This is a genomic window from Acidimicrobiales bacterium, from assembly GCA_036491125.1.
In the GTDB taxonomy this organism is placed as follows: Bacteria; Actinomycetota; Acidimicrobiia; order Acidimicrobiales; family AC-9; genus AC-9.
On the sequence record DASXCO010000139.1, the window covers coordinates 1 to 15,010 of the forward strand.

14 protein-coding genes are annotated in these 15,010 nt (G+C 66.4%); 3 read left to right on the forward strand and 11 right to left on the reverse strand.

Annotated elements, in window-relative coordinates; translation table 11 throughout:
- Positions 1–207: 207 nt before the first annotated feature.
- Positions 208–795 carry a TetR/AcrR family transcriptional regulator gene (locus tag VGF64_11315; protein ID HEY1635339.1) on the forward strand — a complete coding sequence of 196 codons (588 nt, stop codon included), beginning with the start codon at positions 208–210 and terminating at the stop codon, positions 793–795.
- 45 nt (positions 796–840) lie between these two features.
- Here the strand turns inward: VGF64_11315 and VGF64_11320 are convergent, their stop codons facing one another.
- The 9 genes from VGF64_11320 to VGF64_11360 all read right to left on the reverse strand — a co-directional run bounded on the left by VGF64_11320 (position 841) and on the right by VGF64_11360 (position 11,664).
- Entirely contained in the window at positions 841–2,124 is a 1,284-nt protein-coding gene (locus VGF64_11320; protein HEY1635340.1) for a cytochrome P450, read from the reverse strand.
- A 135-nt stretch (positions 2,125–2,259) separates the two neighbouring features.
- Entirely contained in the window at positions 2,260–2,943 is a 684-nt protein-coding gene (locus tag VGF64_11325; GenBank protein HEY1635341.1) for a TetR/AcrR family transcriptional regulator, read from the reverse strand.
- A gap of 119 nt (positions 2,944–3,062) precedes the next feature.
- Entirely contained in the window at positions 3,063–4,691 is a 1,629-nt protein-coding gene (locus VGF64_11330; protein ID HEY1635342.1) for an OB-fold domain-containing protein, read from the reverse strand.
- A gap of 58 nt (positions 4,692–4,749) precedes the next feature.
- Entirely contained in the window at positions 4,750–5,583 is an 834-nt protein-coding gene (locus tag VGF64_11335; protein HEY1635343.1) for an acyl-CoA thioesterase domain-containing protein, read from the reverse strand.
- Between the two features lie 63 nt (positions 5,584–5,646).
- On the reverse strand, positions 5,647–6,966 hold the full coding sequence (locus VGF64_11340) for an aromatic ring-hydroxylating dioxygenase subunit alpha (protein HEY1635344.1): 1,320 nt from the start codon (positions 6,964–6,966) through the stop codon (positions 5,647–5,649).
- Between the two features lie 234 nt (positions 6,967–7,200).
- A complete protein-coding gene (locus VGF64_11345) occupies positions 7,201–8,028 on the reverse strand; it encodes an LLM class flavin-dependent oxidoreductase (GenBank protein ID HEY1635345.1) in 828 nt (275 codons plus the stop codon).
- A gap of 55 nt (positions 8,029–8,083) precedes the next feature.
- Entirely contained in the window at positions 8,084–9,139 is a 1,056-nt protein-coding gene (locus VGF64_11350) for a cyclase family protein (GenBank protein HEY1635346.1), read from the reverse strand.
- Between the two features lie 39 nt (positions 9,140–9,178).
- Positions 9,179–10,096: an SDR family NAD(P)-dependent oxidoreductase gene (locus VGF64_11355; protein HEY1635347.1), complete on the reverse strand. Its 918-nt coding sequence runs from the start codon at positions 10,094–10,096 to the stop codon at positions 9,179–9,181.
- A complete protein-coding gene (locus tag VGF64_11360) occupies positions 10,093–11,664 on the reverse strand; it encodes a long-chain fatty acid--CoA ligase (protein HEY1635348.1) in 1,572 nt (523 codons plus the stop codon). Before VGF64_11360 ends, VGF64_11355 begins: the two co-directional genes overlap by 4 nt.
- Positions 11,665–11,791: 127 nt before the next feature.
- On the opposite strand from VGF64_11360, the gene VGF64_11365 reads away from it, so the two are divergent.
- Positions 11,792–12,412 (forward strand): TetR/AcrR family transcriptional regulator, encoded by a 621-nt coding sequence (locus VGF64_11365; protein HEY1635349.1) that lies wholly within the window; start codon positions 11,792–11,794, stop codon positions 12,410–12,412.
- Here the strand turns inward: VGF64_11365 and VGF64_11370 are convergent.
- On the reverse strand, positions 12,366–13,109 hold the full coding sequence (locus VGF64_11370; protein ID HEY1635350.1) for an SDR family NAD(P)-dependent oxidoreductase: 744 nt from the start codon (positions 13,107–13,109) through the stop codon (positions 12,366–12,368). The two genes, VGF64_11365 and VGF64_11370, sit on opposite strands and share 47 nt — an antisense overlap.
- A complete protein-coding gene (locus VGF64_11375) occupies positions 13,106–13,819 on the reverse strand; it encodes an SDR family oxidoreductase (protein HEY1635351.1) in 714 nt (237 codons plus the stop codon). The genes VGF64_11370 and VGF64_11375 overlap by 4 nt, the downstream gene beginning before the upstream one ends.
- Here VGF64_11375 and VGF64_11380 point away from each other — a divergent pair.
- The coding region (locus tag VGF64_11380) for a thiamine pyrophosphate-dependent dehydrogenase E1 component subunit alpha (GenBank protein HEY1635352.1) at positions 13,763–15,010 on the forward strand (1,248 nt) is incomplete at its 3' end. The genes VGF64_11375 and VGF64_11380 overlap by 57 nt on opposite strands.

Consider the following 15,010-nt stretch of genomic DNA (forward strand, 5'->3'; position numbering starts at 1 on the left):
GGCCGTGTTCATGGAAAAGGGCGAGATCCGCTTCGAGGGAGCCGCCACCGAGCTCCTCGAGCGCGACGACATCGCCCGGGCCGTCTTCTTGGGAGGCCACGGCGACGGAGCTCGTCAAGGCAATGGGGAAGGCACGAAGGCTCCGCGTTCGCCGAGAAGGTAGCCGATCGGCTACTTGCAGGACCACCGGTGGGCTAGCCTCGGGGTATGAGCCGCCAGCAAGCAGGCACCATCAGCGATGCCGTACCGGTCGCGCCCCGCGCTGCGCAGGCCCGCATCATCACGACTGCCCTCGATCTGTTCGCCAAGCACGGTGTCGGCGGGACGTCGTTGCAGATGATCGCTGACGAGATCGGCGTCACGAAGGCTGCCGTCTACCACCAGTTCAAGACCAAGGACGAGATCGTACTCAGCGCTGCCGAGGCCGAGCTGGCGAGGCTGCAGGCGGTGATCCACGCCGCTGAGGGCGAGCCCTCGCCGACGGGGGCGCGCGATGTGCTGGTCACGGGGATCGTCGACCTCGCAGTCCAGCGCCGTCACACGGTCAGCATCATCATGAGCGATCCCGTGATCGTGGGGTTCTTCGCCGAGCACGAACCCTTCCGGGACGCCATGGATCGTGTGTGCCGCCTCCTCATGGGCAACACCACACGAGAAGCTCGTGTTTCGGCGGCCATGCTCACCGCAGCCATCAGTGGCGCAGTGTTGCACCCTCTCGTCACCGGCCTCGACGACGCCACACTCCAATCCCAGCTCTTACAGCTCACGCGGCGATTTCTCATGCCTAGCAGTTGACTCCAGGCCAAATACCCGAGGCGCCGCCCGTGACGACGACCCGGCTCAAAGGCTGCTCCCGAGCGGGGTGAAGTCGATATGCAGTGCGGTAAGCCCCCTGAGGATGAAGGTCGGCTCGTACTCATAGCGTCGATTGTCGGCCGGACCGTGGTGCCGTGCGGAGATCTCGATGTCGCCCATGCGGTCGAGGATGGATTCAATGCTGATGCGGGCCTCGGCGCGGGCGAGTGGTCCGCCGGGGCATGAGTGGATGCCACGCCCGAACGCAAGGTGGTCGCGGGCGTTCGGGCGGTCGGCGTCGAACTCGCCGGGGGACGCGAAGCGGCCAGGGTCGCGATTGGCCGCGCCGTTGAACAGCGTCACCGTGGTGCCTGCCGCCACTTCGACGGCGCCGATCATCGTGTTGCGCTTCGCCAGCCGGAAGTCCGCCTTCACGGGGCTCTCGAACCGCAGGCACTCCTCGATGAAGTCGGGAATCAGGTCGCGGTTGGCGCGGACGCGCTGCTGGAGTTCCGGCCGGGCGCCGAGCACCTCGAGCGCGGTCGCCAGCAGGCGGGCCGTCGTCTCCTGGCCGGCGGCGAACATGAACGTGGCCGCCCGCGAGACTTCGACCGGGTCGGGGACAGTTCCATCGGGGAATGTGGCGGTGGCCAGGGCTGTCAGCACGTCGTGGCGCGGTGCTCGTCGGCGATCCTCGATGTAGGAGATGAACAGCTGGTCGAGGGATCCCAGCGGGTTGAGAGCATTCCAATCGTGGTCGCCATCCTCCACCGCGCCCGGGCGTTGGACCCCGAGGTGTCGCCGGATCAGATCGTGGTCCTCCTCGGGAACGCCAAGGATGTCGGCCACGACGAGCAGTGCGAACGGCTTCGAGTATTCGGCGATGAACTCACAGCTGCCTTTGCCGATGAACTCGTCGATCTGGCGGTCGGCCAGCCGCCACATGTAGTCCTCGTTCTCCTTCAGCCGCTTGGGCGTCATGAGTCGATGCAGCAGTGACCGGTGCCTGGTGTGCTCCGGCGGGTCCATCGTCACGAAGTGCTCGTTCATCGGGAGCTGGCCGCGGTGCTCGGCGATGAACGCGCTGATGTCGTCACCCTCGGGCTTGGTCGGGAACGGGGCGAACGGCCCGATCGCCGAGTTGCACGACGAGAAGTCCTCGATCCTCCGGTAGATCTCCGAGATCTCGTCGTATCCCGTGACCGCCAGCGTGCCCTGCGCCGGCTCGTGGACAACAGGGCACTTCGCCCGCAGGTACTCGAAGTAGGGGTATGGATCGTTGACCAACGATTCGTCCGTGAAGAAGTCGATGGTGTCGAAGTCGCTCACCGCACCTCCCGGCGCTCGCACACCTAGCCGATCGGCTAGCAGCCTAGCCGAACGGCTAGGACGTGGACAACACCTGCCACCAGGATGACGCTGCCCTTCGGCCGGGGCCGTCAGTGGTGGCTCGGTGCAGGCTCGTTACTTTCCTCTCGGGGGGCGACGGAGCGGCAGGTCCGTCCCGTCCTGCACGCCCAGCGCGTTCACGAAGACCGCGGTGAGCTGCTCGACGGCATCGTCGAAGCGGCAATCCAGGAAACCCTCGACGAGCCACATCTCCGCGAAGCGCGACATCATCGCACCGAGGGCTGCGGCTGCGATGGCGGGATCGAGCTTGGGATCGGCCATTTCCCGGCGTTGCAGCCGACGGATCGAATCAGCGACGTCCTCGTTGTAGGCCTTGTGCCGAGCAAAGCGCACGGCATTGACGTGCTCGTCGTATCGCGACACCTGCTCGATCACACCCATGATCCGGGCTTCCTCGCGGTAGCGCTCGAGGTGGCTGCGAATGGCCTTCTCGATGCGCTCCCGCGGTGTCTCGCTCGACCCACTGGCGAGTATGACGCTGCCCAAGGGCTCGCTGAGCCGCTCGTCCATGGTCTCCGCCACCTCGCGGAATACCTGCTCCTTGGAGTCGAAGTAGTGGTAGAAGGAGCCATGCGACAGGCCGGCCCGCTCCGCGATGTCCGAGATGCGGGCCTCGAGAAAGCCGTCCTCCTCGAAGACCTCCTTGGCCGCCTGGACGAGGCGCGCCCGCGTCCTGACGCCCTTCCGGGAGCGAGGGCCGTTCGGCGCATCATTCTCGATCGCCGCAGCTGTCGGCAACGCGTCTCCTCCCTATCCGCCGCACGGCGGCACGAGATCGTTCGTACTGTACCGGGGCGCTCCCCGATGGCAGGGAGCATCGAGCGACGCAACCTTGTCGTTCGTTGTCTTTCGATCCATCACGTGCCATCCCGTTGGAGGAGCAGGACGCCAGACGGCGTGCCGCCACCGGTGGCGACGACAGCGTTCGTCGCACCGGCGACCTGACGGTCGCCGGCCTCGTGCCGTAGCTGGGCGACTGCTTCGTAGATGAACCCGAAGCCGTGCGTCCGACCCTCGGAGAGCTGGCCGCCATGAGGGTTCACCGGGAGCTCCCCGTCGAGCGCGATGCGGCGCCCGTGGTCGAGCCACTGCTGAGCCTCGCCGAGACCACAGAACCCGAGGGCCTCGAGCCAGGAGATGGCGTTGAACGTGAACCCGTCGTACACGAGCGCGACATCGATGTCCTCGGGGCGCAGGCCCGTCCTCGTCCACAGGTGCGCAGCCTGGCCCAGCACCTGCGGCTCGTGGGTGAGGGTCCCCTGGTCCCAGGAGACGCGCTCGATGATCTGGGTCCCGACGGCCTCCACGCGCACCGCCCGCTTCGGCAGGTCTGCGGCGGCGGCCGCGTCGGACACGAGCACTGCGATCGACCCATCGCAGGGCACGTCACAGTCATAGAGCCCCAAGGGAGATGTGATGGGTCGTGCCGAGAGGTAGTCGTCCATCGTCATCGGTTCGCGGTAGATGGCCACGGGGTTTCGAGCCGCGTTGGCCCGGCCGTTGAGGGCGATCACACCGAGCATCTCGCGAGTCGCTCCGTAACGGTGGAAGTACTGGCTGGCATTCATGGCGATCCAATTCGCCGCCGACAACGCCCCGAAGGGTGCACGCCATTCCCTCATCGGGCCCGACACGCGGCGACCGCCCTGATCGCCGAGGTGCAGAGCGGCAAAGGTGGCTTCCCACACGGTGCGAAAGCACAGCACATTGCGGCACAGGCCAGCGGCGACCGCGAGCATTGCGGCGATCACCGCGCCACCGGGGCCGGGTAGGTCGCCCCCGCCGTTGATCCATGTCGGGTGGAGCCGGAGCGCTTCCTCGACCGCAGTCACACCGCCCTCGCTCATCCCCATGCCGGCAGGTCCCGGATACGTCGACAGGCCGTCGATGTCGTCGAGCGTCAGGCCGGCGTCGGCGACGGCCTCGAGGCAGGCGTCGATCGTGAGCGACAGCGGGTCGACCATGAGTCGTCGCCCGATCGCCGATCGTCCGATTCCAGACAGGACAGCTCGGTGCTCGAATCGGTCGCCGCGCTTCGGCGGGCGAGGAACGGGGCGCTCGGGCTCCGGGACGCGATCGGCAAAGCTGGTCTCCCCGGTCGGCCTGAACAGGGGCAGCCACACGTCTTCGTCGTGCTCGAACCGGACAACGACTTCCTGTCCGATGTGCACGTCGGCCGGCTCGCAGCCGACGACGTTCGTGGTGAGGTGGATCCCGGCGTCCTCGGCGAGGGCGACGTTCGCGATCACATATGGAGGGTCGAAGCCCGGCAGCCATCGTTGCGCGTTGACGGTGAAGCCGACGACCGTGCCCCGGCCGGAGACGGACGCCGGCTCCCACGATCGGCTGTGGCACTTCGGGCAGATGGGGACGGGCGGATGCACGAACGCCCGGCAGTCACGGCAGCGCTGGACGCGGAGGCGGCCGTCTGCTCCGGACTTCCAGAACCACTCGTTGGCCGGCGTCAGCTCTGGGAGGGGTCTCACTCGCTGCGCTCCTTGCGCCCAGGACGCATCCACGCCGACGTCGGAATTGCGACACCGCCTACCGCGCGCCGGCGCCAGCCGCGGGCATAGCCCGAATGATGCCGTCCTGGACGAAGGACGCGACGAGCTGGCCGTCGGTTCGAAACACGTCCGCCCGCCCGTAGCTTCGGCCCCGCCCCGCGTACGGGCTGCTGTGCGAGAGCAGGAGCCACGCTGCGGCGGAGAACGGCTCATGGAATGTGAGCGTATGGCTGAGCACGCCGGTCGAGATACTCACGTGAGCCTGGGCTTGGCCCACGCCTCGATGGGGAGCCATGGCGGTCCCGATGAGGAACCCGTCACTGACGAACGCCAGGAGCGCCTGATTGACCACGGGATCCTCGGGAGCACCGACGAAGCGAATCCAGATGTCGAGCTCGGGCGGCCCGACCGTGTCCGGGTCGTCCACGTCGACGCCGCCCACGATTCGTGCCTCCCAGGCGGCCGAGTCGCGACTGGAGGCGACGGCTTCCTCGGGGGTCGACGACAGCAGGGACCGGTCCGCGTGACGGATGAGGTCGGGTTCGTCCGTGCTGAGCAGCACGATCGACCGCGTGCAGAGACGATCTCCCTGGCTGATGGTCACTGTGCTGCTCGCCAGCGCCCGACCGGTGTGCATGCGGTCGACAGTGATGTCCACGGGAGCGTCGGGCGACGCGCTGCGGGCGAAGACGGTGTGGAGCGTCTTGATGGTCTTGCTGTCGTGCTCGACCGCCCCCGCAACGATCGACTGTGCCAGGAGCTGCCCGCCGAAGACGACGGCGTGTCCGGTCTGCACGTTCGACGCGCGGTACCGGTCTGGCGCGACCTGCTCGAGCGTGAGGGCGTCCAGAATCCCGTCGAGCGTGAACATCGGTGCGCCACTGTAGCCAACTTTTGATTACGACGTCAATATTGGCTACTGGTACCGGGACGGTCAGAAGTCGATGTCGACGACCGGCCTCTCGAGTGGGTTCACGTTGATCGCCTGCAGGGCCGCAAACAGCTTCTCGTAGGGAAACCCGGCGAGGAAGCCGTCGAGGGTCCGTTCGAAGTTCGCGAGATGGCCCTCGGCCCGCTCCGAGAGGCGCATGTAGTCGAAGCCCTTCGCGTGCAGGCCCCGCTGCTGCCTCGGCAGGTTCGAGAAGTCCTGCGCCGTGATCGGGGGCCACCGTGGGTCGTCGCACTCCCACAGATCCGGCGGCGTGGGCTTCTCCGGCTCAGATCCCTTTGGGAATCTGGTAAGCGACCAGACCTCCATCAGCGTCTCCTCCGGTCCGAGCGGGCGAAAGCGATAGGAGGAGGCACTGCTGTACATGGGCAACACGAAGTAGTGCGGGAAGCAATAGCCCATCGGCTCGTTGATCCCTTTTGCCTCGAGCTCGTTGAGGTCCGGGATGTCAGAGCCCGCGGCCCGGTGCCAGCTCACCACCGAGTCGTTCAGGGTGCGATACCAGGTCGACATCGCCTGCTCGGGGTCGGGGGGAAGCTCGATGTCCCGCAGGCCCTCGGCGATGCGCACATCATTCGAGTGCACCATCCCGGCCATGCCCTCGCTCATCGTGCGCAGGTACCGGAGCTCGGCGTCGACAAATGCGCGTGCGTCGAACGCCGCCCCGTCTCGCGCTGCATATCTCATCCCGGGGATGACGAGCTGGGGATGCGTCTCCACGACGTGGTACTGCTCCTGGAAGGCCTCCTGGGCGAGCTTCCAGTTCACCGGGAGTCGGCAGGCATGCCACCATTCGGTCCGCAGCGACTCCACCTTCCACCCGTCGAGGATGGTGGCCGCCGGCTCGATGCACTGCCGCAACGGCGGCGCGTCGTCATCGAGGTTGATCCACGCGCACGCACCCCACACCTCGCACCGCACCGGCCTCAGGTCGAGGTCCTCGGGCAGCAGGTTGTGCTCCGCAAAGGTGCGCCGCTGCGGGATGTGCGTGTTGGCTCCGTCGAGGCCGTAGCACCACCCGTGGAACGGGCAGGTGAAGCCGCTCCCGCAGGTCCCCCGACCCTGGACGACCTTGACACCACGATGGCGGCAGGCGTTCTGGAACGCTCGAACGCCCATGTCGTCGGCCCGCAGCACGATGACCGACTGATCGAGTATCTCGTACTCGACGAAGTCACCCGGCTCCGGGATCTCCTCGAGCCGGCACGCCATCTGCCAGACCCGAGGCCACAGCAGCTCCGCCTCCAGCTGGTAGAAGTCCCGGTCGAAGTAGCGCTCCTTGGGCGCCCGGTCGGGGAGCTCCATCGCGTGCGGCACCGGCAGTGCCGACCACTTCTGACCCACGGCGTTGTTTCCTCCGGTGCTCGCCCAGATGCAGTTTGGACTGACCGGTTAGTCTACAACACGGACCCCCTCAGGGACGGGAGAGCGGGATATGGCGGCGCTCCGCCGTGACTCGGCGGCGAAACGAGATCGCCCGACTCGCCCCTCAGGCCTGCCGGACCAATCGGCGGCCGCGGCCTGGGTTCAAGGTCCGACCTACCCGGTGAGATCGGGCATGACGTCCCGCGCAAAGGCCTCGACCTGTGATCGGCCGGCCTCTGGCCAGCCGCAGACGAGATACCCATAACCTGCCTCGCGCCACTTCGACGCGTGCTTTCGAGCGGTCTCGAGGTCGTCGAGGGAAAGCGAGCTCGCCCGCATGATCGACGCCGGATCGCGTCCCGCCTCGACGGCCAGCTCGTCGAGACGAGCGTTCGTGTCCCGCAACGAATTCGGAGTGCCCCACGTGTGCCACACGTCCGCGTACTTGGCCACGAGCGGGAGTGTCCGGCGAGGACCGCTGCCGCCGATCCAGATCGGCGGGTGGGGCTGCTGCACAGGCCTGGGCTGCAACTGCGCATCCCGCAATGACACGACCCGACCCTCGAACGACACCACCTCGCCGGTGTACAGCCGCAGGACGATCTCGAGCGCGTCCTCGAGCAGGTCGAAGCGGGTCGATGTAGAAGGGAACGGGATACCGAGCTCGTGGTGCTCCTTGTCGAACCATGCTGCGCCGAGCGAGAGCTCGAGGCGGCCATGGGACGCGTGGTCGATCGTCAGCCCCTGTGCGGCGAAGACCGAGGGATATCGGTACGTCACGCCCGTCACGAGCAGCCCGAGACGGATCCGCGAGGTGATCCCCGCCAGGGCCGCCAGTGTCGTCATGCCCTCGAACGTCTCTCCCGGGCCCTCGCCGTACATCGGTTGAAGGTGATCGAACCCCCACGCTCCGTCAAAGCCCAGTTCCTCGGCGAGCCGCACGCGGCCCACGAGCTCGTCCCACGGCATACGTTGTTGTGCGACATCGAGACCGAAACGCATGCCTCACCTTAGGCCAACGGCTCACTGAGTCACCAACTGTCAAGCTCCTTCCCTGTCAGACCGTCGCGATGGGCGTCACCGGGGACCCAGCCGTTCCGGGGAGTCGCAGCGGCGGGGCGGTGAGGAGAAATCGGCTTCGATTGTGCTCGCGAAGCCAGGTCGCGAGCTCGTGCAGGTACCACATCTCTCCGAGAGGGACGCCGAGCCGGAAGAGGCAGAGGTGGTGGATGGGGAGCAGCGACTGCCGGCTCTTGTCGCGCTTTACGGGCACCAGCCCTTCTACCGCGTAGTTGTCCGCCACCAGCGCCGACACCTGCGACTCCGTGATCCACTCCAGCAATGGCTCGTCCCAAGCGTCGAGGTACGAGCACATCGTGTGGATCTTCACGGGATCGGGCTCACGGTTCCAGTTGAGCACCTGTGTAGCGAAGCCGGTGTGAAGCAGGAGGATGTCCCCCGGCTCCACGACGACGTTGTCAGCCGCCATGATCTCCTCGAGCGTCGTCAGATTGACCGCGCGCCAGTCGTGACCCAGATGACGGGCCAAGTCGACGAGGACGCCTCGCCCCTGCACGCCCTGGTAAGCCATGTGCTCCAAACCGAGGTGGTGCGCGAAGGAAAGGTGGTTGCCGCCGTCCCCGCGGGCGTCGGGCTGCGGTCCGACGATGTCGACCCCGGCCCGATACCCGTTGTAGTAGACCGCTTCCTCGACCCCGTCGCCGTCGGCGTCGAACTCGGCGCCCACGTGGGTGAGCGCGTCCCACTGCGTCGAGTACTGCAGGGACAGGGTCACCACGTCATCGGCCCAGACGTCCACGAAGCGCGCGTCGCCCTCGGCCATCTGGCTCATGTGAACGTTGTAGAAGACGCTGGGGTTGCCCTGCAGATCTTCCGTCGGCGCGACGACCGGCGGGTACCGTCGCTGGTTCAAGGCTGTCCCACCCGGATAATCGAGTGGCAAGCTCAGACAGAAGCTGATGCCGGCCTCGACCTCACGCACTCCTTGGAGGACTTTCTCGGGGCTCAGCAGATTGATGCGCCCAAGCTCGTCGTCCTCTCCCCAATCGCCCCAAGTGGAGCCGGGCGGGCGCTGTTTCCACCGCTTCGTCACTGCCTCTTCTCCCTCTGGCTGCAGACGGCCAACGGCTGGCTACAGGTGTGCCATGAAGTGCGCAGACCACTCCAGGAGATCCGCGGGGGTGTAGTAGCCGGTCTCGTCGTTGATCGTTCCCCAATTTTCGGCAACGTCCTCGATCGTCATCTGCGCTGGTCGAGGGTGGACATAGCCCTCGGTCGAGGCAACAAAGATGCGGGCGAATCGTCCAGCGCCGGCAACATAGATCTCGCCGCTGACACTGCATTCCTCGTGAGCGAGGAAAGCAACAATCGGCGCGACGAGCTCGGGCTCCATCTGCTTCGGGGCCGGCTGCCCGCCGGGGTCCAGCCCGTCCGAGGCATGGGCCGCCATCCGCGTCGAGGCGGCAGGCGCAATGAGATTGGCCTTGATACCGTGAGCGGCGCCCGCGACCGTGAGGCTACGCGTCATGCCGATGACCGCCGCCTTGGCAGTGGCGTAGCCAAGGTTGTCGGGTAGGCCGAACACCCCTGTCGATGTTGTCATCACGACTCGGCCGTAACCTTGCTTGACCATATGCGGCCACGCGGCACGAGTCGTGTTGAAGGAGCCGCCGACATGCACGGCGAGGTGGCGCTCGAGGTTGTCAGAATCGGCTTCGGGAAATGCTGCCCACCGAATGACGCCTGCGTTGTTGATCACGATATCGATGCGTCCGAACCTGGCGACGGCAGCGTTGATCAGCGCTTCGCTACCGGAAACCGTGGATACGTCGTTGGAATCGGCGATCGCTGCGCCGCCGGCGTCAGCGATCTCGGCGACGACGGTTCGGGCCGGTTCGGAGTCCCCTCCGGTGCCTTCCTTCGTGCCGCCCAGGTCATTGACGACGACATTTGCGCCCCGCTCGGCTAGCAACAGGGCATGCGCCCGTCCGATACCACGTCCCGCACCACTGATGACGGCGACACGCCCCTCGAAGCTGTACTGCCTCATCTTCTCACCTCTCGGAGCTCGCGCTTGAGCACCTTGCCGGATGGATTCCGCGGCAGTCCATCGAGGAGGAAGATCTCCTTGGGGACCTTGAAGCCCGCCAGCTGACGTCGGCAGTGGCAGATGAGCTCGTCCGACGTTGCCGTCGGGTTCGCCCGCAACACCACGAAGGCGACCGGCACCTCACCCCATCGATCATCAGGACGCGCCACCACCGCTGCTTCGACCACCTCGTCGTGCTCGTAGAGAACGCGTTCCACCTCAGAACCAGCGATGTTCTCACCACCTGACGAGATCATGTCTTTGAGCCGATCGACGATGTAGAGGTAGCCCTCCTCGTCTCTGACGCCGATGTCTCCGGTGTGGAACCAGCCGCCGGAAAACGCCGCTCGGGTCGCGTCAGGATCGCGCCAGTAGCCCTTGAAGACCTTGGGACCGCGCAGTACAACCTCTCCACGCTCCCCCGGGGGTAGCGACGTCCCGTGCTCGTCCCAGATGTCGACCTCGAGGTAGAGGCAGGGTCGGCCGACGCTTCCGAGCTTGGTCAGCACGCTCCCGTTGTCCAAGAAGGTGTCGCCCGAGACCGTCTCGGTAAGACCGTATGCGTCGGCGAACCACGCCGAGGGAAACGTCCTCTGCAGCCGCTCGATGAGGGGAATCGGCATCTTCTCTCCACCGTTGATCAGCAGGCGCACCGAGGAGAGATCGCGCTGGTTGACGTCCGGCAGGGCCATGACGGCATTGACCATCGCGGGTGCCAGCCACACGGTAGTGACGGACGACCGCTCGATCTCCTGGACGACAGCGGATGCATCGAACGCGCGATGGATGATGGTCGTCGCTCCCGCCGCGATCAGCGTGGTGGTCGTGAGGTCGAGCGCTCCAACGTGGTACAGGGGTCCGCAGGCCAGGCCCACATCCGCGCTGGTAATGCCGAACTCGATGATGTGGGCCAGGTTCTTCCACGCCAGGTTCGCATGCGTGATCATGACCCCTTTGGGGCGTCCCGTCGTCCCCGACGTGTACATCAACCGGTGGACGTCATCGCCAGCGGCTGGGGCAGGCGGCACCCTCGGCGCTGCTCGGAGATCGGCGAGCGATGTCCACCCTGCGTGCCCAGGTCCAGGCCCCGCGATGAAGGCACGGAAGGGAGCGCCGTCCATGTCGTTGGTCGCTACGGTCGCGACATCGACGAAGGACCCGTCGCACACGAGCGCCCGTGCTGCGGAGTGGTCGAGGATGTAGCGGATCTCCGGTGCTGCAAGCCGCCAGTTGATCGGCATGGCGATCGCGCCGAGGTGATTGGTTGCGAAGATCGTCTCCAGGAACTCAGTGCAGTTGTACGAAAGGAGGCCTACGACGTCGCCTGCACTGACCCCGTGATCGCGCAGTCCGCCAGCCAAGGCCGCCGAGCGGGTAGCCATCTCCTCATAGGTGACGATCTCGTCCCCGAAGACGCAGAGCGCCTTCCCCGGCCTGCGACTGGCGTGGTGCGCGAGAACTCCGCACCAGCTCATGTCCGCCTCGTCCTTCAATGGCGTTCGCTCGACCACCGCCCCGCTTCCGGACACACGACGATTCGTACCGACCAGTTAGTATAGAGCTGCCGAAACACGACTCAGGTATAAATGTGTGATGCCACAGGACCCGACCCGCGCCAGTCCTCGCCGAGGTCCGAAGTGGCACGCCCGACGCCAGATGATCGTAGACACCTCGGCGGGGCTCTTCGCCCACCAGGGCTATCACGCGACCGGCCTGTCCGAGTTGTGCGACGCCAATGAGCTCGGCAGGGGCGCGCTCTATTACTACATCGGGTCCAAGGAGGATCTGCTCGCGGCGATCCACGACCGGGTGATGGATGAGGTGATGCTCAGCGCCGAGCGCGTGGCACGGACAGGCGGATCGCCCTCGGAGCAGCTCGCCGCGCTCGGGGACGAGCTGCTCGACATCATCGCCCGCTACCCCGACCACGTGTGGGTCTTCCTGCACGAGTTCCGTGCGCTCACCGGCGATCGCGCCAAGGCTTTCCGTCGGCGTCGGCGGGAGTACGAGCGCCGCGTCGAGGCAGTAGTGCGAGCCGGTGTCGAGTCGGGCGAGTTCCGCGAGGACCTCGATCCCTGGCTGACATCGCTCGCTTGGCTCGGTCTCCACAACTACACCTACATGTGGTTCAAGCCGAACAGGCGATTGTCAGCACATGACGTCTCCACGGCATTTGGCGATCTTGTCCTTCAGGGCATCACCGGCCAGCCAGACCGCTCCAACATCCACCTCACGGAGCGGAGTAACCGCCGTCGACCACGATCGCCGACCCCGTAGTCCAGCGCGCTGCGTCGCTCGCCAGATACTCGTAGACACCGACGAGATCGTCAGCAGAGCCGAGCCCGAGCGGATGCTTGACCCGCGTCGCCTCGATCGCCTCGGCAGGCAGCTCCCCGTGCATCGCAGAGAGGAACGTTCCCGGGCACACGCAGTTGACGCGAATGCCATCACGCGCATACTCGACAGCGGCCACCTTGGCCAGCTGGATCACTGCAGCCTTGGTGGCACAGTACGGCGCGGCATGCGTCCATGCCGTGATCCCCGCGACCGATGCGGTCAGGATGATCGACCCCGACTGCTGCCGCCGCATGACCGGAGCGGCTGCCCGAATCGCATTCACGGCACCCATCACATTGACCCGGAAGGCACGCTCCCATTCTTCCGTCGCCAGATTGTGAATCCGTCCGTTGGCGTTGAGCACCCCGGCGTTGCTGATGAACACGTCGAGACGCCCGAAGGTCTCGACCGCCCGTGCGACCACGTGCTCGACCTGCGCCAGATCGGTCACGTCGGCGAGCACCGTGGCGAGCTCGGCCTGTTCCTCCTCGAGACCTGCTTCGGTCGCCTCGAGCGCGGCTGCGCTGAGGTCACTGAGAACCAGATCGGTCGGGGCCTGCCCAGCAAGATGGTGCGAGATCGCCGAACCGAGGGTGCCACCCGCGCCCGTGATCGCAATGACCCGCCGTGCCCTCATACGAGCAGATACCCTCCGTCTACGGTCAACACCGCCCCGGTCACGAACGCCGACGCGTCTGACGCCAGAAACCGGTAGGCGCCCACCAGGTCGCGAGGATGGCCCCATCGTCGCTGCGCCGTGTGCTCGGTGATCGCGTCGGCGAGCCGCGGGTTGGTCTTCCACCCGTCGGCCAGCGGCGAGTCGAACCACCCCGGGGCCACCACGTTCACGGTGATCCCCTCGGGGGCCAAGTCGAGCGCGAGCGCCTTGGCCATGCCGATGAGCGCGGCCTTGGACGCGCAATAGGCCGAGAGCCCCTTGCAGGGCCGCTCGCCGAGTACCGACCCCGTGAAGATGACTCGCCCGCCGTCGGCCATGACCCGGGCTGCGGCTCGGGCGCCGAGGAAGGCTCCGGTGAGATTCACGTCGATCACCTCACGCCACGCGTCCGGGTTGGTCTTCAGCGGGCCCGCCACGATCGGAGAGATACCGGCGTTCCCGATCCACACATCGACGCCGCCCCATGCAGCTACCACACCGTCGGCCACGGACTCATTGAAGTCGGAGTCGCGCACGTCCCCCGCAAAGTTCATGGTCGGCCCGTCCAAGGCTCCGGCCACGGCGGAGATCTCTCGCTCGGTCCTGGCCGCGAGCGCGACCCTCGCACCGGCGTGGGAGAACGCCTTGACCAGCAGCTCGCCCAGCCCGCGCCCGCCACCGGTGATCACCACACGCTTCCCGGCGACATCGCCTGGGCTAGGGAACGCGTCCACGTCGTCGATCTGCTCTCGCATCACCCCACCCGAAATTGTACCGTCCAGTACTATACTAGGCCGGTGGACGATAGTTGCCGGGTGAAGGCCTGCCGAGGGGACTCGCACGAGCTCTCACGCGACAACCTGGTAGAGATGCACAGGCGGATGTTGCTGATCCGCGGGTTCGAGGAGAGAGTCTCGGCGCTCTACCGCGACGGCGAGGTGCCGGGGTTCGTGCATCTGTCGACAGGTCAGGAGGCGGCCGCGGTCGGGGCCTGCTGGCCGTTGCGCGCTTCCGACGTGATCACCTCCACCCACCGGGGTCACGGCCACTGTCTTGCCAAAGGTCTCGATCCGCTCGGCATGTTCGCCGAGTTGATGGGCAAGGAGGCCGGTACGAATCGCGGGCGGGGTGGCTCCATGCACATCGCCGACCCGAACATCGGGGTCTTCGGCGCCAACGGCATCGTCGCAGCCGGGCTCCCAATCGCCGTCGGCGCCGGCACGGCGGCCAAGTTGCGAGGCGAAGGCGGCGTGGTGGTCGCCTTCTTCGGCGATGGAGCGGCGGCGCATGGTGCGTTCCACGAGGCGTTGAATCTGGCCGCGGTCTGGCGGTTGCCGGTGATCTTCCTCTGCGAGAACAACGGCTACGCCGAGTTCTCACCGGCATCGGCACAGCATGCCGTACCGCTCGAACATCGGGCAACAGGGTACGGGGTCAGCTACGTCTCCGTTGATGGCAACGACATCCTGGCAGTATCGGCGTTGATGCAGGCCCTCCTGGATGACATCCGCTCCGGTCAGGGTCCGGCCATCGTCGAGGCGGCCACATACCGCTGGCGCGGTCACTACGAGGGGGACCCACAGCATTATCGAACCCTCGAGGAACTGCAGGAATGGCGAGAACGCGATCCTCTGCTCGTCCACGCCAATCGGCTCCACGCGGCTGGAGTGGACAACGACGCGATCACCGAGCTGTCAGACTCGGTGAACCAGCGGCTCGATGAAGCGGTCACCAAAGCACGCCAAAGCGCCGATGCCGCCACATCGACGCTGCACGACTTCGTAGTCCGGCCCAGGCCGGTCCTGCCGGAGCCAATACGGCCGCCCGCCGATGCACCCGCCTTCCGCACGCTGGACGCGATCCGCTCGGCAATCGAGGCC